The sequence below is a fragment of the Streptomyces sp. 351MFTsu5.1 genome (assembly GCF_000383655.1).
Classification (GTDB): domain Bacteria; phylum Actinomycetota; class Actinomycetes; order Streptomycetales; family Streptomycetaceae; genus Streptomyces; species Streptomyces griseorubiginosus.
In genome coordinates this window covers 112,901-131,296 of record NZ_KB911780.1, presented here as the reverse complement: position 1 = coordinate 131,296, position 18,396 = coordinate 112,901, and the positions used below count along the sequence as shown (strand labels likewise).

Below are 18,396 nucleotides of genomic sequence, written 5' to 3'. Positions count from 1 at the left end.
CATAAGCATCTGGAGGGGAACCCAGAGATGAGCAGCAACCAGCCGGGCCCGTACGGGCAGCCCCAGCAGCCGGGGCAGCCGCCGCAGCCCGGGCCGTACGGCCAGCCGGGCCCCTACGGCCAGCCGCCGCAGGCGCCCCAGCCCGGCTACGGCTACCCCCAGCAGCAGCCGCCGCAGACCCCGCCGCAGCCCGGGTACGGCTACCCGCAGCAGCCGCAGGGCGGTGCCGCGCCGCAGACCCCGCCGTACGGCCAGCCGCAGGCCCCCTACGGCCAGCAGCCGTACGGACAGCAGGCCCCGTACGGCCAGCAGCCGCCGTACGGCCAGGCCCCTTACGGTGTCCCCCAGCCCCCGCCGCCCGGCGGCGGCAACGGCAAGAAGATCGGCATCGCCCTCGGCGCGGTGGCGGTCGTGGCCGCGATCGCGGTCGGCGCGTACCTCGTGATCGGCGGCAGCAGCAGCGGCGGCTCGGACATCGCGGACGACGGGGCGCACAAGCTCACCGCGCCGGCGACGGTCCTCGACGGGGAGTACAAGAAGGGCTCCGACGCCGGGGTCGGAGGAATGACCGACGACGACATTCAGGACGCGGAGTCGTGGGGCGTGGCCAACCCCAAGGACGTCAGCGCGAGTTACACCGCGGGCTCGGGCCTGGCCTCGAAGAACCTCACGTTCGCCGGTGTGTACGGCACCATCGACGACCCGGAGAAGGTCATCGACGCGATGTTCACCCAGACCGAGTCGGAAGCGTCGAAGAGCTCCGGCAGCGGCGAACTCGTCGGCAGCCCGAAGAAGTTCACACCCGCCGGTTTCGAGAACGGCGTCATGAAGTGCCAGGAGATCAAGACGAGCCAGTCCGGACAGACCGTGACGATGCCGTTCTGCATCTGGGCCGACCACAGCACCGTCACCTATGTGCTGTCGTTCGACCTTGCCGGCCTGGCGGAGGGAAAGAGCACCTCCATGGAGGAAGCGGCCGCGCTGACGGCGAAGCTCCGCAACGACGTTCGTGTCAAAGCCTGACCCACACACAACAGGCGAAGGGGTCCCGGGCGATGGCCGACCGGGACCCCTTGTGTCAGCTGACCTGATACGAGATCAACGTTTGCTGCATGCGATGAGCGCGTGCTCGGACCGAACGCCTATGTTCAGAAGCCTCTGTACACAGCCCTGGTAACCGGTGATCCCGGTCTGTGCACAAGCCTCCTTGACCTTCGGACCGACGATGTACCCCTGGCTCGCCAGGTAGTTCCGGCAATCCGCGGCGCTGGCCTGTGCCGGTGCCGCCACCGTGAGCGGCACGACCACTGCCGCCACCGTCACGCCAGCGGCCGCAAGAGTTCGCCTGATCCTCATGTCTCGTCCCTCCGTTTTTCGAGTCGTAGGGCGGTCACCCCGACGACAGGCACGGGATCAAGGAAATGGCCATGACACAAGGCGCACGACGTGCAGTTGGCTTGATCCAGGCGGAGATCGCCCGAGGAAGTACGCCAAAGGGCACCCGACCAGATCGTCGAGTGCCCTCGGGGTGAGACCAGCGGCTACGCCGTCTTCTGCTCGCCCGAACCCCGTCCGCGGGCGTCCCTCGGGATGAGGGTCGGGTTGACGTTGGAGTGGACGACGTCGGCGGTGATGACGACGCGGGCCACGTCCTTGCGGGACGGGATCTCGTACATCACGCCCTGGAGGACTTCCTCCATGATGGCGCGCAGGCCGCGGGCGCCGGTCTGGCGCAGGATGGCCTGGTCGGCGATGGCCTCCAGCGCCTCGCGCTCGAAGTCCAGCTCCACGCCGTCGAGTTCGAACAGGCGCTGGTACTGCTTCACCAGCGCGTTGCGCGGCTCGACCAGGATCTGGAGGAGGGCCTCGCGGTCCAGGTTGTGGACGCTGGTGATGACGGGGAGGCGCCCGATGAACTCGGGGATCATGCCGAACTTGACCAGGTCCTCGGGCATGACGTCCTCGAACTGGTCCTTGGCCTCCAGCTCGCGCTTGGAGCGGATCGTGGCCCCGAAGCCGATGCCCTTGGCGCCCGCGCGGGACTCGATGAGCTTCTCCAGGCCGGCGAAGGCACCGCCCACGATGAACAGGACGTTCGTCGTGTCGATCTGGATGAACTCCTGGTGCGGGTGCTTGCGTCCGCCCTGCGGCGGCACGGAGGCGGTGGTGCCCTCCAGGATCTTCAGCAGGGCCTGCTGCACGCCCTCGCCGCTCACGTCCCGCGTGATCGACGGGTTTTCACTCTTCCGCGCGACCTTGTCGATCTCGTCGATGTAGATGATCCCGGTCTCGGCCTTCTTGACGTCGTAGTCGGCCGCCTGGATCAGCTTCAGCAGGATGTTCTCGACGTCCTCGCCGACGTAGCCCGCCTCGGTGAGCGCGGTGGCGTCCGCGATCGCGAACGGGACGTTCAGCATGCGGGCCAGGGTCTGGGCCAGCAGCGTCTTGCCGGAGCCCGTGGGGCCCAGCAGGAGGATGTTGGACTTGGCGAGCTCGATCGCGTCGTCACGGCCGCTCGCGCCGCCGTTCTCGCCGGCCTGGACACGCTTGTAGTGGTTGTACACCGCCACGGAGAGGGCCTTCTTGGCCGCGTCCTGGCCCACCACGTAGCCCTCGAGGAACTCGAAGATCTCGCGGGGCTTGGGGAGTTCCTCCCAGCGCACCTCGCTCGTCTCGGCGAGCTCCTCCTCGATGATCTCGTTGCAGAGATCGATGCACTCGTCGCAGATGTACACACCAGGCCCTGCGATGAGCTTCTTGACCTGCTTCTGGCTCTTGCCGCAGAACGAGCACTTGAGCAGATCGCCGCCGTCACCGATGCGTGCCACGGTGTGCTTCCCCTTCGCCTGGGAGACGCCTAGGTCCAGCGGCTCCTGGTGCTGCCTTATGTCCGACGGTACCTTGCCGGGCCCCCCGTTCGGGCCCCCCTTGGCAGGGTTCACTTCGACGTGCACGGTGCCAAGGGGCGGCATATCCTACGGGGTCCGCCTAGCGGACAGCGGCGTTGTTCATCTTCCGGGTGGAGATGATCTGGTCGATCAGGCCGTACGCCAGGGCGTCGTCAGCCGTGAGGATCTTGTCGCGCTCGATGTCCTCGCGGATCTTCTCGATCGGCGTGGTGGAGTGCTTGGCCAGCAGGTCTTCCAGCTGGGCACGCATCCGGAGGATCTCGTTGGCGGCGATCTCCAGGTCGGAGACCTGACCGCGGCCGGTCTCGCTGTAGGGCTGGTGGATCAGCACGCGGGCGTTCGGCAGCGCCATGCGCTTGCCCGGCGTACCGGCGGCCAGCAGGATCGCGGCGGCGGAGGCCGCCTGGCCCATGCAGACCGTCTGGATGTCGGGCTTCACGAACTGCATGGTGTCGTAGATCGCGGTGAGCGCCGTGAAGGAGCCGCCGGGGCTGTTGATGTAGACCGAGATGTCCCGGTCGGGGTCCATCGACTCCAGGCACAGCAGCTGCGCCATGACGTCGTTGGCGGAGGCGTCGTCGATCTGCACGCCGAGGAAGATCACGCGCTCCTCGAAGAGCTTCGCGTACGGGTCGTACTCGCGGATGCCCTGCGAGGTGCGCTCGACGAAGCGGGGGATCACGTACCGGGACTCGGCCCGCGGGCCGGTGTACTCGGCCTCGGTGCGGGCGTAGAGGCCGCTGCCGGGGAAGTCGTTCACTGTCTGTCTCCTAGGGGCTGTGACGGTCGGCTGGGGGCTGTGCGGGGGCTTTCCGGGCCCCGCGGGGGGCTCAGGTCCCGCATGGGGCTCAGGCCCCGGTGCCGCCGCCGCCCGGCATGCCGGCGGCCGTGGCGATCACGTCGTCGATGAGGCCGTATTCCTTGGCCTCGAAGGCGTCGAACCAGCGGTCGCGGTCCGAGTCGCGGGTGATCTGCTCGATCGTCTGGCCGGTGTGCTGCGAGGTGAGCTCGGCCATGCGCTTCTTGGTGTGCAGCAGCCGCTCGGCGTGGATCTTGATGTCCGAGGCCGAACCGGCGAGGCCGGCGGACGGCTGGTGGATCAGGATCTCGGCGTTCGGCAGCGCGAAGCGCTTGCCGGGGGTGCCGGCGCTGAGCAGGAACTGGCCCATGGAGGCCGCGAGGCCCATGGCGATGGTCACCACGTCGTTCTTGATGTACTGCATGGTGTCGTAGATCGCCATGCCGGCGGTGATCGATCCGCCGGGGCTGTTGATGTAGAGGTAGATGTCCTTTTCCGGGTCAGCGGCAAGGAGCAGCAGCTGTGCGGTGATCTTGTTGGCGATGTCGTCGTCGACCGGCTGGCCGAGGAAGATGATCCGCTCGTTGAGCAGCCGGTTGTAGACATGGTCGCCGAGGCCACCGCCGATGGAAGGCTCGCCGGCGGCGGAGGGCATCAGATTCGTCACGTATCCACCTGCTCGTCTTACGACGGCGCCGGGCCGTCTTACGTTTCCCTATCAAGGGACCCTAACGCGCTGGTCCCTTCGGGGAATCCCGGATGGAGGGCTGTTCGCCGGGGGCGTAGAGCCACCGGCGGGCGGGCGGCTGCCTGCTCGCCGTGACCGGACCCGCCGGTGGGCGGGTGCGGGTCGCGGGTGGTTGCTCGCGCAGTTCCCCGCGCCCCTTGCGTAGGCCGACGGGCCCTGGGTGCGGATGCTCCCAGGGCCCGTCGTACGACAATCAAGGCGCTGTCGGTGCTCAGGCCTCGGTCTTGTCCTCGGCCTCGGCCGGGGTCTCCTCCGAGGATGCCTCGACCGTCTCGGCCGTCTCGTCCTCGTCGTCGTCCAGGTCGATGACCTCGCCGTTGGTGTCCTTGACCGTGGCGGCCTCGACCACGACGGCCAGGGCCTTGCCGCGGGCGACCTCGCCGACGAGCAGCGGAACCTGGCCGCCCTCGACGACCGCCTGGGCGAACTGGTCGGGGGACATGCCGGAGGAAGCCGCGCGGCGCATGAGGTGCTCGGTGAGCTCCTCCTGGTTGACGTTCAGCTTCTCGCGCTTGACGAGCTCGTCGAGGACGAACTGCGTCTTGATGCCCTTGACCGCGGCGTCCTTGGTCTCGGTGTCGAACTCCTCGGCCGTCTTGCCCTGGATCTCGAGGTACTTCTCGAGGTCGAGGCCCATCTGGCCGAGCTGGTGGTGCTCCAGGTTGTGCTTGCGGGTGTTGATCTCGTCCTCGAGGAGCTTCTCGGGGACGGGCACCTCGACGAGCTCCAGGAGCTTCTCCAGGACGCGCTCCTGGGCCTGGGTGGCCTGGTCGTACTGCTTCATGTTCTCGAGGCGCTTGCGGCTGTCGGCCTTCAGCTCGTCGAGGGTGTCGAACTCGGAGGCGAGCTGCGCGAACTCGTCGTCCAGCGCGGGCAGTTCGCGGGCGGCGACCTGGGTGACCTTGACGGTGACCTCGGCCTCCTTGCCGGCCGCGGAGCCGCCCTTGAGCTCGGAGGTGAAGGTGGCCTCGCCACCGGCCTCCAGGCCCTTCACGGCGTCGTCGATGCCGTCGAGGAGCTCGCCGGAGCCGATGGTGTAGGAGACGCCGCTCGCGACGCCGTCCTCCAGCACCTCGCCGTCGACCTTGGCCTCCAGGTCGATGGTGACGACGTCGCCGTCCTCGGCGGCCCGCTCGACCGGGGAGGTCGAGGCGAAGCGCTCACGGAGCTGCTCGACCGACTTCTCGATGTCCTCGTCGGTGACCTCGACCGCGTCGACCTCGACCTCGATGCCGGAGTAGTCCGGGATCTCGATGGCCGGGCGGACGTCGACCTCGGCGGTGAAGTTCAGCGTCTCGCCGTCCTTCAGCTCGGTGATGTCGACCTCGGGCTGGCCCAGGACGTCGATCTCGGCCTCGTTGACCGCCTCGGTGTAGAACTTCGGAAGCGCGTCGTTGACGGCCTCCTCCAGCACCGCACCGCGGCCGAACCGCTGGTCGATGACGCGCGCCGGGATCTTGCCCTTCCGGAAGCCCTTCACCGTGACCTGCTGGTTGATCTTCTTGTACGCCGCGTCGAGGCTGTCCTTGAGCTCCTCGAAGGGCACCTCGATGCTGAGCCGAACCCGAGTCGGGTTCAGGGTCTCCACGGCGCTCTTCACGGTTCGGTCTCCTTGTGGCTGACTTCTCGGATTCTGCCGGGGCCAGAACGGCTCCGGCGGATAGCCGCCCGGAGGACTTCTAGTAGGAGAGACACACGGGCGTGCAGCTTGCATAGTAACGGCAGCGGCGACACGCCCCAAAGGCGATCACCGAAGCGAGCGCGCGCGGTGATCGCGCAGGTGGTCGGGGTGGCGGGATTTGAACCCACGGCCTTCCGCTCCCAAAGCGGACGCGCTACCAAGCTGCGCCACACCCCGTCTGGTGCGACACGTAGGGTACATGGCCGCAGGCTGCGGGGTTACCGCATTTCGCGAGCACGGCGACGGAGTCACCCTTCGGGTGCGGCGGGCGGGGGCCGACCGGAAGCGAGGTCGGCGGGGCCGTTCCGGAAGTGCGGTCGAGGGGTGTCCGACCGGAAGGGATGTGCGACAAGGCGTGACGACCCGCTACGATGCTTGCGTGCCGCCGGGGAGCGATCCGTGGCGTGTGCTGTGCGGGCGTAGCTCAATGGTAGAGCCCTAGTCTTCCAAACTAGCTACGCGGGTTCGATTCCCGTCGCCCGCTCTGATCAGGCCGCCGGCCCGGGCCCCCTCGGGGGTCCGGGCCGGCGGCCTGTGGCGTGTCTAGAACTGGATCGAGTTGATGGTGTCCGCTATCGAGTCCAGGAAGCGTTGGATGTCGTCGGCCATGCCGGTCGAGGCGAGGAAGAAGCCGAAGAGCACCGCGACTATGGCGGGGCCGGCCTTGATGGAGCCTCCCCGCATCAACACCACCAGGATGATCCCCAACAGCAGCACCACTGACAGCGAAATGGCCACAACTGATCACACCCTCGGTCGGTCCGCTTCCCGGCCCGGGGACGCGACCCCGCGACCCCCGCCAGAACCATCGTGCCACCAACGCGGCCCGCATATGCGGCCGGTGAGGCAACGTTTGGCCATGCCGATACACGCCCCGCAGCCCCTGGCCGGTTCCTTTCGGTCCGCAACCGCCTTGTCCGCACATCCCGTTCGCAAGGATTCCAAGGGAACGGCACATGCGTGCGACAGGCAGGGTTATGGGGCATTTGAGAGGGATTAATCAAGACAATGCAGGCGCGTTGACATCACCTCAGAAGTGAACAACGGGCGATCAAACAGCCGGTTTCACGGAAACACACAGCGGCGGCTAGGGTCCCTCAGATGTCTCAAGCCGCCAAGCAACGCGACGCCTTCTTCGACAACGCCAAGTACCTGGCGATCGTCCTGGTGGCCGTCGCGCACTCCTGGGAGCCGCTCAAGGGCGACAGCCGGATCCTGGAGGGCGTGTACACGGTCGTGTACTCGTTCCACATGCCGGCGTTCATCATCGTCTCCGGGTTCTTCTCGCGCAGGTTCGACATGCGCCCGGACCGGCTGAAGCGGCTCGTCACCGGTGTGGCGGTGCCGTACATCGTCTTCGAGACGGCGTACTCCCTCTTCAAGCGCTACGCCGACCACGACCCCGGGATGGAGATCAGCCTCCTGGACCCGTGGTTCCTGACCTGGTTCCTGGTGGCGCTGTTCATCTGGCGGCTGACCACGCCGATCTGGAAGCTGGTGCGGTGGCCGCTGCCGCTCGCGCTCGGCATCGCGATGCTCGCCTCCGTGACCCCGGACATCGGCGACGACCTGGACCTCCAGCGGGTGCTCCAGTTCCTGCCGTACTTCGTGCTGGGCCTGGTCATGAAGCCGGAGCACTTCCGGACGGTGCGCAGGCGCTCGGTGCGGATCGCCGCGGTGCCGGTGTTCGCGGCCGCGCTCGCCGTCGGCTGGTGGGCGGTGCCGCGGATGAACACCGAGTGGTTCTACCACCGCAACGCCGTCCAGGAGATGGGCGCGCCCTGGTGGACCGGGCCGCTCATGGTGCTGGCCATGTTCGGCAGTTCGCTGCTGCTGACGGCCTGCTTCTTCGCGTGGGTGCCGGGCCGGAGCATGTGGTTCACCACGCTCGGCGCCGGCACGCTGTACGGCTATCTGCTGCACGGCTTCCTGATCAAGGGCGCCGGTTTCGCGGGCTGGTTCGACCACGCCTGGCTGCACCGGCCGGCCGGCGAGCTCTTCGTGAGCGCTCTCGCCGCCGTCGCCGTCACCCTGCTGTGCACCGCGCCGGTGCGCCGGGTCTTCCGGTGCGTGATGGAGCCCGACATGAACTGGGCGTTCCGGCGGGAGGCGGCCGAGGTCGCGCGGGTGCCCGAGCAGCGGGCGGCGTCCCGGGAGACGGTGGACGCCTAGCCGGCATCCCCGTCCAGACCGAGGAGCGCGCGCATCCGTGCGTACTTCTCGGTCAGTCGTCGCCGCGTGTCCTCGTCGAGGACGGCGAGGCGGGCCGGGTCCGCGTTGTGGGCCAGGTCGGCCTCCTTCACCAGCAGCGCGCCCGGGGTCGCGAGAATGCGCCCGGCGTACGCCTCGGGCGGCTCTCCGGCCCGCTTGGTGACGGCGAGCACGATGTCCTTGGTACGACGGCTCAGGGCGGCCTCCTCGAGCCAGCGCGCGGAGAGGGCGTCGTCCTCGACGGAGTCGTGCAGCCAGGCCGCCGCGATCTGCTCGTCGTCACCGCCCCGCGCGCGCACGCCCTCGGCGACGGCCCGGAGGTGTTCGGCGTACGGCCGCCCCGCCTTGTCGGTCTGGCCCGCGTGGGCGGCCCGGGCGGTGTCCTCTACTTCGGCGAGCGTCAGTCGGTTCACCCGCCCAGTGTGACCCGGCGCGGTGCCCGGAGGGCAGGGAGAACGCTCACGGGGAGAACGGCTACGGGGAGAGCGGGTTCAGGGAGGGCCCGGCACGATGGGCGCGCCCGGCGGTGCCGAGGGGGGCGCCGAATCCCCTGGGGGCGGCGGGAGTTGTGGTGCACGCGTCGCCCTGGGACACGAGGAGAACACCCACCCCGGAGCGCGAGGCATCCCACCCCGGGCCCGACGAACCCCGCCGCCGAGACCTACCGCGGCGCCCCCGCCGTCGCCGGCCCCTCTCGGGAGATCAGCAGCAGGGCCCGGTCGTCGTTGACGTCCTTGGCCACCGCCTCGATCAGGTGCCAGGCCGCGCCGTGGAAACCGCCCGCCACATACCGGTCGGCCTCCCCGGTCAGCCGGTCGATTCCCTCCACGATGTCCCGGTCGGACGTCTCCACCAGGCCGTCGGTGAACAGCATCAGCACGTCGCCGGGGCGCAGCGAGCCCTTCACGGGGTCGAACTGGGCGCCGTCGTACACACCGAGGAGGGGTCCCTCCGCGGCCTTCTCCTCCCAGCGCCCGCTGCCGGAGCTGAGCTGGAGGCCCGGCGGGTGGCCGGCCGAGTAGAGCTCGTAGTCGCCGGAGTCCAGGTCGAGGACCAGGTGGATCGAGGTCGCGAAGCCCTCGTCCCAGTCCTGGCGGAGCAGATAGCCGTTGGCGGCGGGCAGGAAGGCGTGCGGGGGCAGGGAGCCCAGCAGTCCGCCGAAGGCGCCCGACAGCAGCAGGGCGCGCGATCCCGCGTCCATGCCCTTCCCGGACACGTCGGTCAGGACGACCTCCAGGGTCCGGCCGCCGTTGGTCCGGGCCGCGACCACGAAGTCGCCGGAGAACGACTGCCCGCCCGCGGGCCGCAGCGCCATCTCACGGTGCCAACCCTGCGGCAGCGTAGGCAACTTGCTCTGCACCCGGATGCGTTCGCGCAGGTCGAACAGCATGGTGCCGCCGCGCCGCCAGGGCACCCCGACCCGGCTGCGGAACTGGGCGATGAGCAGACCGAAGAAACCGCAGGCGGCCACGACCAGGACCACACCGGGCGTGACCCGGGACGGCCCCTCGGTGTACGGCCCCAGTTGCACCGACTCCACGATCAGCGCGGTCGCCGCCGCCGCGTACAGGCCCAGCAGGCTCGCCGGGCGCAGCAGCAGGCCGCCCGCGACGATCGGCAGGACCAGGGCGGCCGGGGAGCACCACACGGAGTTCATGAGAGTGACGGACGCGATCAGGGGCACGGTCAGGAGCAGACCGGCGAGCGCGACCCAGTCCGAGCCGTCGCCGCGGAAGTAGTCCACGGCGCTTCTGCGCAGCCCGACGCGGGCCCGGTGCCACTGCATCTTCAACCGGGCCGTGAACGTCTCGGCTTCCGCGCGCCGCTCTCGTCCTGCCATTAGTTCGGGACCCTATCCATCGAACCGGCTGCTTGGCACGGGAGGTCCCACTTGTCCCCCGTCTGTGGTTCAACTTCACAGTGAACTTCACCGGAGGCCGCCGCGCCGCCACCAAGCCGAAATTCCCTCGCTCCTCCCCGCAGGGCCCTGGTAGGCATGGGACATGGGGACTGACTTGCGGGTGCTTCGACGGGACGACTGGGACGAGTGGTACGACAACCTGCTCCGCGCCTTCGGCGGGATCCCGGAGCCTGCCGAGGAGCGGGAGGTGTTCCGTGAACTCACCGAGATCGACCGCTCCATCGGCGTCTGGGACGACGGGCGGTGCGTGGGGACGGCGGGTGCCTTCAGCTTCCGTCTGACCGTGCCGGGCGGCGCCTCGGTGCCCACCGCGGGCGTGACCATGGTGAGCGTGGCGGCCACGCACCGGCGGCGCGGGGTGCTGACCTCCATGATGCGGCGCCAGCTGGACGACGTGCGCTCCTGGGGCGAACCGCTGGCCGTGCTGACCGCCTCCGAGCCGGTGATCTACGGCCGGTTCGGCTACGGCGTGGGCACCTACCAGCTCAACGCCGACATCGACACGGCCCGGGTCCGCCTGTCGGTGCCGCCCGGCACCGACGACGTACGGCTGCGGTACGCGGCGCCGGCCGACGTGCTCGACGCCTGCGAGGCGGTGTACGCCCGGCTCGTGCCGGGGCGGCCCGGGATGATCGCCCGGATCCCCGGCTGGGAGCGGCTGTGGCTGCTGGACCCGGAGAGCACCCGCGACGGCGCCTCGCCGCTCCAGTGCGTGGTCGCGGAGCGGGAAGGGGAGGTCGTGGGGTTCGTCCGGTACCGGGTCAAGGCGGACTGGGACGCGACGGGGCCGAAGGGCACCGTGGTCGTCTCCGATCTGGAGGCGCTGGACCCCGCCGGGCACGGCGCGCTGTGGCGGTTCCTCTTCGACCTCGACCTGACCTCGCGGATCGACATCCGGCGGCGGCCGGTGGACGAGGCCTGGCAGTACCTCGTCTCGGACATCCGGCGCTGCTCGCCGCTGGTGCGGGACGCGCTGCACGTACGGCTGGTGGACGTGGGGGCGGCGCTGGAGGCGCGGACCTACCAGGCGCCGGTGGACGTGGTGTTGGAGGTCGAGGACGCCTTCTGCCCCTGGAACGAGGGGCGTTGGCGGCTGAGCGGGGACGCGAAGGGCGCGTCGTGTGCGCGTACGACGGATCCGGCCGATCTCGCGCTGTCCGTACGGGAGTTGGGGGCGGCCTACCTCGGCGGCGTGAGCCTCGCCTCGCTGGCCGGGGCCGGGCTGGTGCGGGAGCTGCGGCCGGGGGCACTGGCGGAGGCGTCGGTGGGGTTCGGGTCGGTCACGGCGCCCTGGCTGCCGCACGGCTTCTGAGACCCCGCCGCCGGAGCCCTCAGGGTTTCTGGCAGGTCGGACACCAGAACAGGTTGCGGGCGGCGAGATCGGCGGTGCGGATCTCGCCGCCGCAGATGTGACAGGGCAGGTTGGCCCTGCGGTACACGTAGACCTCGCCGCCGTGGTCGTCGACGCGCGGCGGGCGGCCCATCGCCTCCGGGGTGTGCTCCGGGCGGACGGTGTCGATGCGGTTGTTCCGGACGCCCTCACGCATGAGACCGACCAGGTCGGCCCAGATCGCGTCCCACTCGGCGGGGGCGATGTCCTTGCCCGCGCGGTAGGGGTCGATGCGGTGCCGGAAGAGGACCTCGGCGCGGTAGACGTTGCCGACGCCCGCGATGACCTTCTGGTCCATCAGGAGCGCGGCGATCGTCGTACGGCTGCGGGAGATCCGCCGGTACGCCGCCTGCGGGTCGGCGTCGGTGTCCGCGCGGAGGGGGTCGGGGCCGAGGCGGTCGTGTATCGCCTGCTTCTCGGCGGGGGTGATCAGCGCGCAGGTCGTGGGGCCACGGAGGTCCACGTACGCCGTGCTGTTCGCGAGGCGGAGACGGACGGTGTCGGTGGGCGGGGGCGCGGGGGCTCCGCCGAAGGTGACCTTGCCGAAGAGGCCGAGGTGGATGTGGATCCAGTCGGTGGCCCGGAAGCCGAGGAAGAGGTGTTTGCCGTGGGCCTCGGTGCGGGTGAGCTCTGAGCCGGTGAGGAGTTCGGCGGCGTCGGAGAACTTGCCCTGGGGGCTGGTGACGTGGGGTTTCGTGCCCTGGAAGGCGGCGGCGTAGTCCTGGGCCAGGCGGTGAATCGTGTGGCCCTCGGGCACGGTGCTCCTCTTGTGCGTGTCAGGGTGGGCGCCGGGTCTCTTCGCCCCCGCCGCCCCTACCCGTCCCATCCTCCAGGGGGCGCTGCCCCCTTCGACCCCCGTTCGCGGGGGCCAGCCCCCGCACCCCCGCTCCTCAAACGCCGGAGGGGCTGAATTGCTACTGCTGCGGGTGGTGCGCCGGGATCTCCGGCAGGTCGCCCGTCGTTTCGTAGTCCGAGAGCATGTCGATGCGGCGCTGGTGGCGTTCGTCGCCGGAGAACGGGGTCGCGAGGAAGGTCTCGACGAACTTCGTCGCCTCCTCCTGCGTGTGCATCCGGGCCCCCACGGCGACCACGTTGGCGTTGTTGTGCTGGCGGCCCAGCGACGCGGTCTCCTCGCTCCAGGCGAGCGAGGCGCGGACGCCCTTGACCTTGTTCGCCGCGATCTGCTCGCCGTTGCCGGAGCCGCCGATCACGACACCGAGGGCGTCCGGGTCGGCGGCCGTGCGCTCGGCGGCGCGCAGGCAGAACGGCGGGTAGTCGTCCTGGGCGTCATAGATGTGGGGCCCGCAGTCGACGGGGTCGTGGCCGGCCGCCCTGAGCCAGTCGACGAGGTGGTTCTTGAGTTCGAAGCCCGCATGGTCGGAGCCGAGATACACGCGCATGGAACGAGTGTGACACGGCTGTTTCAGGGCAGCAGCCCCGGGTGTCAGGCAAGGAAACGAGGGACCTGGCAATGGAACCTCAAGAAAACCTCAAGTAACGATCTGGATTCAGAGGTTCAGGAATCTCTTTGCCTCCGATTCACTGGACCGACCCGTACACCGCTCGTACGGGACCCCCCACCCCGGCACGAAGGAATTCCCCGTATGACTGGTCTCCAGGCCGGACTCAAGAACCGCCACCTCTCGATGATCGCCATCGGCGGAGTCATCGGCGCGGGCCTCTTCGTGGGCTCCAGCTCCGGTATCGCCACCGCCGGACCCGGCATCCTGCTGTCGTACGCGCTCGTCGGCACGCTCGTGGTGCTGGTGATGCGGATGCTCGGTGAGATGTCGGCCGCCAACCCCACCTCCGGTTCGTTCTCCGCGCACGCCGACCGGGCGCTCGGCCGCTGGGCCGGGTTCTCCATCGGCTGGCTGTACTGGTTCTTCTGGGTCGTGGTGCTCGCCGTCGAGGCGACCGCGGGCGCCAAGATCCTCGAAGGATGGATACCCGCCGTACCGCAGTGGGGGTGGGCGCTGATCGTGATGGTCGTGCTGACCGCCACCAACCTGGTCTCGGTGGGGTCCTACGGCGAGTTCGAGTTCTGGTTCGCCGGGATCAAGGTCGTGGCCATCGGCGCGTTCATCGTCGTCGGCCTGCTCGCGGTGTTCGGTGTGCTCCCCGGCGTCCACACCGACCAGGCCGGTTTCTCCAACCTCACCGGTCACGGCGGCTTCCTGCCGAACGGGCCCGGCGCCATCCTCACCGGTGTGCTGCTGGTGGTCTTCTCCTTCATGGGCAGCGAGATCGCGACCCTCGCGGCCGGTGAGTCGGAGGACCCGCAGCGGGCCGTGACCAAGTCGACCAACAGCATCATCTGGCGGATCGCGGTCTTCTACCTCGGGTCCATCTTCGTCGTCGTCACGCTGATCCCGTGGGACTCCAAGTCCATCCAGGACAAGGGCTCCTACGTGGCCGCGCTCGACTCCCTCGGGATCGCGCACGCCGGTCAGATCATGAACTTCATCGTGCTGACCTCGGTGCTGTCCTGTCTCAACTCCGGTCTCTACACGGCCTCCCGGATGGCCTTCTCGCTCGGTGAGCGGGGCGACGCGCCGAAGGCGTTCGCGCGGGTCAACGGGCGGGGTGTGCCGATGGCCGCGATCCTCGCGTCGGTGGTGTTCGGCTTCGTCGCCGTCTTCTTCAACTACCTCTCCCCCGACAAGATCTTCCTGTTCCTCGTCAACTCCTCCGGCGCGGTCGCCCTGTTCGTGTGGCTGGTCATCTGCTTCTCGCAGCTGCGGATGCGGAAGATCATCCAGGCCGAGGCGCCGGAGAAGCTGGTCGTGCGGATGTGGCTGTATCCGTATCTGACCTGGGCGACGGCCGCGTTGATCGTCTTCGTCCTCGGCTACATGCTGACCGACACCGAGCACGACGGGCGGGAGACCGTGCTGCTGTCGCTGCTCGTCGCCGCGTTGGTGCTGGTCATCGCCGTGGTGCGGGAGAAGGTCGGGGGGCGCGGGCGTACGGCGTCCGCGTCGGCCGGAGACGTCACGGACAAGGTGTCCGTCTGACCTTTCGACGGTGCGTGCAGGGCCCCGGGGTGCACACCCCGGGGCCCTTGTGCTGTGCGGTTCACAGCACGGTGAAGCTGTCCTTGACCCTCTCGTACGTGTCGAGGGCCTGCTGCTCGATGCCGGGCTGGTACCAGGTGTTGATCTGGTACGACTTGTCGCCCTCGTTGAAGCCGAGCAGCTGGGCGTGCCAGGGGATGCCGCCGAGGGTGAAGGTGTACTCCCAGACGACCGCGGGGTGATCGCGGAAGGTCGTCTCCTCCAGACGGATCTTGCGGTAGTCCTGGCCCTGGTGGGCGTTCTGCTCGGAGGTCTCCCAGGTCTCCATCAGGTCGCCCCGGGCCAGCGAGGACTTGGCCGCGAGCTCCTGTTTGCCGTCGGGCGAGGTGTAGTGGACCTCCGCCCCGGTCTTCACGTCCCGCCGCCAGCCGGTGGGGGTCGCCCACGCGAACCCGCCGGCCTCCTCGTGGGCGCCGGGCGGCAGGGAGCGGGGGCGGGAGGTGCCCTCGACGGTGGAGGACGGGGTGCCGGGGGTGGAGGCACCGGTTCCGGAGGCGGAGACGGAGGCGGAGACGGAGGCGGAACCGGACGAGGGCCCGCCCGCCTGGTTGTCTCCGGGTGAGCCGGAGGTGGTGGCGAGGACGATCCCGACAACGACTGCGGCCGCGGTGAGCACTCCGCCTGCGGCGACGAGGGCGGTGCGGCGCCGGGTGCGGTGCGGGGCGGTGGCGGGGCGGGCTGGGCCGGGGAGTTCGGCCTCGTCGGGGGGTTCCTCCGGGGGGAGGCGGTGGGGGTGAGGGCCGAGCACGACGGCGGGGTCCCGGCCGGGGAGGGGGTGGGTGTCGGGTGCGGAGGGGGAAGTGGCGCCGCTGTCGCCTGCGCGGCCCGGGTCCGGTTCCCCGCCGGGATGCTGGTCGGGTTCGGCTTGGTTGCCGCGGATCAGGGAGACACCGGAGCGCGGGCCGACGCGGGTGGGGGCGGAGGCCACGCGGGTCGGGGTGTCCCGGGTCGGCGCGTCCGGCATGGGGTAGTGCTCGGTGGGGGCGCCCGCGGAGAGGGAGTCCTGGGTGGGGGCGCTCGCCAGGGGCGTACTGGTCGTGGTGGCCCCGGCCCGGAGCACGGCCCCCACGGAGTTCCCGGCCGACGCCTCGGACCTGACCTCCGACCCGTCCTCGGAGCGCGCCTCGGTGGACGCACTGGCACGGTCGCCGCCGGCGGGGAGCCCGGGGGCGAATGGTTCGCCGTGGGCGGGGACCGCGGGGGCGAACGGTTCGCCGTGGGCGGGGGGCTCGGCGGAGATCCGCTCCGGGGACCCGGACGACTCGGCGGGGGCGGAACCCCCCGCGGACGCGAACGGCTCGACAGACGCGGAACGCCCAGCCGACGCGGACGGCTCGGCCACGGCGAACGACCCGCCAGAGGCCGAGGATTCGGCCGCGAACCGCTCCGCCGGCCCGGACGACCCGGCGAGGGCGGAACCCCCCGCAGACGCGAACGGCTCGACAGGGGCGGAACGCCCGGCAGACGCGGATGGCTCGGCAGGCTTCGGGCCCTCGGTCGAGGAGGCCTGCTGTGCTGCTGCCGTCTCGGCAGGTGGAGGGCTCTCGGCGTCCGTGTCCGGCCGTGCAGGTGTCTCCGGGGCCTCCTCACCGGCGCCCGAGAAGGCGAGGGGCACGGCATCCGACGGCTCCGCCGGGCCAGGGTCCCCCGCTGACTCGCGTACGGCCGACTCCGGCCCGGTCGTCGGAGCCGGTACCCGGGGATCCCGTGCCGCTCGCACGACCCCCGGATCCAGATAGGCCGGCGTCGGCGACTCCCGCGGAGCCCACGGCGGCCCGTCCGGCGGAACCGGCTCCACCCCCGCGTCCGGAGCATCCGGCGTTCCTGGAGCCCCCGCAGCTCCAGGAACCTCCGGTGTGCCGGGGTCCTCCACCGGCCCCACCCGCAACGTGGGCGTGGGAGCCGAGAACGCGGCCACCTGGAGGGCCGCCTCCACCTCGTCGAGCCCCGGTCGTATCGACGGGTCCTTCTCCAGGAGGGCCGCGAGGATGTCGGTCAACGGGCCTGCCGCCGCCGGGAGTTCAGGCTCCTCGTAGAGGACCGCGTGGAGCGTGGCCAGGGTGGTGTCGCGGGAGAACGGGGAGCGGCCGCCGAGAGCCGCGCAGAGCGTCGCACCCAGGGACCAGATGTCCGACGGCGGGCCCTGAGGGCGCCCCGAGACCCGCTCGGGCGCCATGTAGTCGGGCGAGCCGACGAGCATGCCGACCATGGTGAGCGCCTTGGCGTCCTGCATCGCGGCGATGCCGAAGTCCGTGAGCACGATCCGGCGGCCCGTCCGGGTGCCGGACTCCACCAGGACGTTCCCGGGTTTGATGTCCCGGTGCAGCACGCCCCGCGCGTGCACCTGGCGCAGCGCCTCCACCAGGCCCAGGCCCAGCAGTGCCGTCGCGCGCGGGTCCAGCGCGCCGTCCTCCACCATCATCCGTTCCAGGGAGCGGCCCTTGACCAACTCCATGACGATCCACAGGCGTTCACCCTCGTCCACGACGTCGTAGACCCGTACGACGTTCGGGTGGTCGATGCGGGCCGTCGCGCGGGCCTCGCGCAGGGTGCGTTCACGGCGGGTGCGGGTGTCCTCCGCGTCGAGGCCGTCGATCCGCATCTCCTTGACCGCGACCTGCCGGTCGAGCATCTCGTCGGCGGCCCGCCACACCCGCCCCATTCCCCCCTGGCCGATACTCTCGACCAGGCGATAACGGCCCGTCACCAGGAGCCCTGGAACTCCGCCGCGCCTCGCATTTCCCGTGTCTCCCGTATTTCCCGGCAATCCGCTGCACCCCCTCGACGATGTCCCGAGTGGAACACAATGGTCACACTTCGAGCCGTACCAGCATAGTGCGGAGAAATCTTGTGGTACCTCTTCAAGTACTGCGAATTCAGGCGCAGCCAAGGGGGACGAACATGAGTTCTCGTCGTATGACGACCATTGCCGGATCGCTGGTCACGGCAGCCTTCTCGACGGTGATGATCCTGCCGTTCACCGCGAGCGCGGACGAGGGACCGGCAAGCAGCAAGGGGGGAAAGGCCGTTGACAAGGCGCCGGCCGGTGTGGAGCTGACGACGACACTGCCGGGGACGATCTCCGTCGACAACAAGTCGCAGAAGACCGATCTCACAGCCACCGTGAAGAACGACGGGAGCAAGGACAGCGGAAGGATCAGGCTTTTGGTCGTCGGATTCGACGGCATGACGGTCAAAAACGTTCAAGGCTGCTCTCCGATCGAAGAAAAGGATCTGCCGGAGGGTTCGAACAGCGGTTTCGCCTGCCCGATCGACAATCTCGCAGCCGGTAAGTCGAAGTCGTACGCCGTCGACGCGACATTCGATCTCGGCAAGACCGGAAAGATCTGCCTGCCGGTGCAGACCGGCGACGGGAAGAAGACGTTCTGGCAGCAGGGCCCGGTTCCGTTCGGTACGACGAACCCGTCGCCGAACGCCCCGGCCACCCCGCTGCTGCTGGGCACCGACAACAAGCCGGTGGGACCCGGCGGTGACGCCCCGAGCGAACTCCCGAAGACCGGTGTGGGACGTGACCTGCTGCCCCTCGGGGCTTCGGGCGCGGCGCTGCTGGCTGCGGGCGCGGCCGGCCTGTGGTGGTCGCAGCGGCGACCACAGCGCACCGTCTGACCCAGAGCGGGAGACCCACGGAGGCATAACCTG

Annotated in this window: 15 protein-coding genes and 2 tRNA genes; 6 read left to right on the top strand and 11 right to left on the bottom strand. The window is 69.8% G+C overall.

The annotated features are described in order from the left end of the window. Positions 1-27: 27 nt before the first annotated feature. Positions 28-1,023 (top strand): membrane protein, encoded by a 996-nt coding sequence (locus H295_RS0115060; protein WP_020136163.1) that lies wholly within the window; start codon positions 28-30, stop codon positions 1,021-1,023. A 518-nt stretch (positions 1,024-1,541) separates the two neighbouring features. Here the strand turns inward: H295_RS0115060 and clpX are convergent. The 5 genes from clpX to H295_RS0115030 all read right to left on the bottom strand — a co-directional run bounded on the left by clpX (position 1,542) and on the right by H295_RS0115030 (position 6,314). Then, positions 1,542-2,828, bottom strand: coding sequence for an ATP-dependent Clp protease ATP-binding subunit ClpX (clpX, locus tag H295_RS0115050; RefSeq protein WP_020136161.1), 1,287 nt, complete (start codon positions 2,826-2,828; stop codon positions 1,542-1,544). 160 nt (positions 2,829-2,988) lie between these two features. Further along, a complete protein-coding gene (locus H295_RS0115045; RefSeq protein ID WP_020136160.1) occupies positions 2,989-3,669 on the bottom strand; it encodes an ATP-dependent Clp protease proteolytic subunit in 681 nt (226 codons plus the stop codon). An 88-nt stretch (positions 3,670-3,757) separates the two neighbouring features. Next, entirely contained in the window at positions 3,758-4,363 is a 606-nt protein-coding gene (locus H295_RS0115040) for an ATP-dependent Clp protease proteolytic subunit (RefSeq protein ID WP_020136159.1), read from the bottom strand. A 304-nt stretch (positions 4,364-4,667) separates the two neighbouring features. Beyond that, entirely contained in the window at positions 4,668-6,056 is a 1,389-nt protein-coding gene (gene tig, locus H295_RS0115035) for a trigger factor (protein WP_020136158.1), read from the bottom strand. Positions 6,057-6,237: 181 nt separating this feature from the next. Continuing rightward, positions 6,238-6,314 (bottom strand) — tRNA-Pro (locus H295_RS0115030). A 236-nt stretch (positions 6,315-6,550) separates the two neighbouring features. On the opposite strand from H295_RS0115030, the gene H295_RS0115025 reads away from it, so the two are divergent. Then, positions 6,551-6,621 (top strand) — tRNA-Gly (locus H295_RS0115025). Positions 6,622-6,680: 59 nt separating this feature from the next. On the opposite strand, the gene H295_RS0115020 is transcribed toward H295_RS0115025, so the two are convergent. Continuing rightward, positions 6,681-6,875, bottom strand: coding sequence for a hypothetical protein (locus H295_RS0115020; protein WP_020136157.1), 195 nt, complete (start codon positions 6,873-6,875; stop codon positions 6,681-6,683). A 363-nt stretch (positions 6,876-7,238) separates the two neighbouring features. Between H295_RS0115020 and H295_RS0115015 the strand changes: the two genes are divergently transcribed. Beyond that, complete coding sequence (locus tag H295_RS0115015) at positions 7,239-8,309, top strand: acyltransferase family protein (RefSeq protein WP_020136156.1); 1,071 nt, start codon at positions 7,239-7,241, stop codon at positions 8,307-8,309. On the opposite strand, the gene H295_RS0115010 is transcribed toward H295_RS0115015, so the two are convergent. Next, entirely contained in the window at positions 8,306-8,761 is a 456-nt protein-coding gene (locus H295_RS0115010) for an HD domain-containing protein (protein WP_020136155.1), read from the bottom strand. The genes H295_RS0115015 and H295_RS0115010 overlap by 4 nt on opposite strands. A gap of 248 nt (positions 8,762-9,009) precedes the next feature. Further along, positions 9,010-10,188 carry a PP2C family protein-serine/threonine phosphatase gene (locus H295_RS0115005; RefSeq protein WP_020136154.1) on the bottom strand — a complete coding sequence of 393 codons (1,179 nt, stop codon included), beginning with the start codon at positions 10,186-10,188 and terminating at the stop codon, positions 9,010-9,012. A 163-nt stretch (positions 10,189-10,351) separates the two neighbouring features. Between H295_RS0115005 and H295_RS0115000 the strand changes: the two genes are divergently transcribed. Continuing rightward, positions 10,352-11,581: a GNAT family N-acetyltransferase gene (locus H295_RS0115000; protein ID WP_028809374.1), complete on the top strand. Its 1,230-nt coding sequence runs from the start codon at positions 10,352-10,354 to the stop codon at positions 11,579-11,581. A gap of 19 nt (positions 11,582-11,600) precedes the next feature. Here the strand turns inward: H295_RS0115000 and H295_RS0114995 are convergent, their stop codons facing one another. Then, a complete protein-coding gene (locus H295_RS0114995) occupies positions 11,601-12,416 on the bottom strand; it encodes an Fpg/Nei family DNA glycosylase (protein WP_020136152.1) in 816 nt (271 codons plus the stop codon). A gap of 157 nt (positions 12,417-12,573) precedes the next feature. Further along, the gene (locus H295_RS0114990; protein WP_020136151.1) at positions 12,574-13,059 is read right to left on the bottom strand and encodes a ribose-5-phosphate isomerase; all 486 of its coding nucleotides are present in this window, start codon (positions 13,057-13,059) and stop codon (positions 12,574-12,576) included. A 204-nt stretch (positions 13,060-13,263) separates the two neighbouring features. On the opposite strand from H295_RS0114990, the gene H295_RS0114985 reads away from it, so the two are divergent. Next, the gene (locus H295_RS0114985) at positions 13,264-14,676 is read left to right on the top strand and encodes an amino acid permease (RefSeq protein WP_020136150.1); all 1,413 of its coding nucleotides are present in this window, start codon (positions 13,264-13,266) and stop codon (positions 14,674-14,676) included. A 61-nt stretch (positions 14,677-14,737) separates the two neighbouring features. Here H295_RS0114985 and H295_RS47925 read toward each other — a convergent pair whose 3' ends face one another. After that, on the bottom strand, positions 14,738-17,398 hold the full coding sequence (locus H295_RS47925) for a serine/threonine-protein kinase (RefSeq protein ID WP_234021613.1): 2,661 nt from the start codon (positions 17,396-17,398) through the stop codon (positions 14,738-14,740). Positions 17,399-17,637: 239 nt separating this feature from the next. Between H295_RS47925 and H295_RS0114975 the strand changes: the two genes are divergently transcribed. Further along, positions 17,638-18,363 carry a hypothetical protein gene (locus tag H295_RS0114975; protein WP_028809373.1) on the top strand — a complete coding sequence of 242 codons (726 nt, stop codon included), beginning with the start codon at positions 17,638-17,640 and terminating at the stop codon, positions 18,361-18,363. The last annotated feature ends 33 nt before the right edge of the window (positions 18,364-18,396 follow it).

Excerpts from the sequence above, each read along its gene's own strand:
- H295_RS0115060 (WP_020136163.1), top strand. The coding sequence starts at position 28 with ATGAGCAGCAACCAGCCGGGCCCGTACGGGCAGCCCCAGCAGCCGGGG.
- H295_RS0115040 (WP_020136159.1), bottom strand. The coding sequence starts at position 4,363 with ATGCCCTCCGCCGCCGGCGAGCCTTCCATCGGCGGTGGCCTCGGCGAC.
- H295_RS0115015 (WP_020136156.1), top strand. The coding sequence starts at position 7,239 with ATGTCTCAAGCCGCCAAGCAACGCGACGCCTTCTTCGACAACGCCAAG.
- H295_RS0115005 (WP_020136154.1), bottom strand. The coding sequence starts at position 10,188 with ATGGCAGGACGAGAGCGGCGCGCGGAAGCCGAGACGTTCACGGCCCGG.
- H295_RS0115000 (WP_028809374.1), top strand. The coding sequence starts at position 10,352 with ATGGGGACTGACTTGCGGGTGCTTCGACGGGACGACTGGGACGAGTGG.
- H295_RS0114990 (WP_020136151.1), bottom strand. The coding sequence starts at position 13,059 with ATGCGCGTGTATCTCGGCTCCGACCATGCGGGCTTCGAACTCAAGAAC.
- H295_RS0114985 (WP_020136150.1), top strand. The coding sequence starts at position 13,264 with ATGACTGGTCTCCAGGCCGGACTCAAGAACCGCCACCTCTCGATGATC.
- H295_RS47925 (WP_234021613.1), bottom strand. The coding sequence starts at position 17,398 with ATGGGGCGGGTGTGGCGGGCCGCCGACGAGATGCTCGACCGGCAGGTC.
- H295_RS0114975 (WP_028809373.1), top strand. The coding sequence starts at position 17,638 with ATGAGTTCTCGTCGTATGACGACCATTGCCGGATCGCTGGTCACGGCA.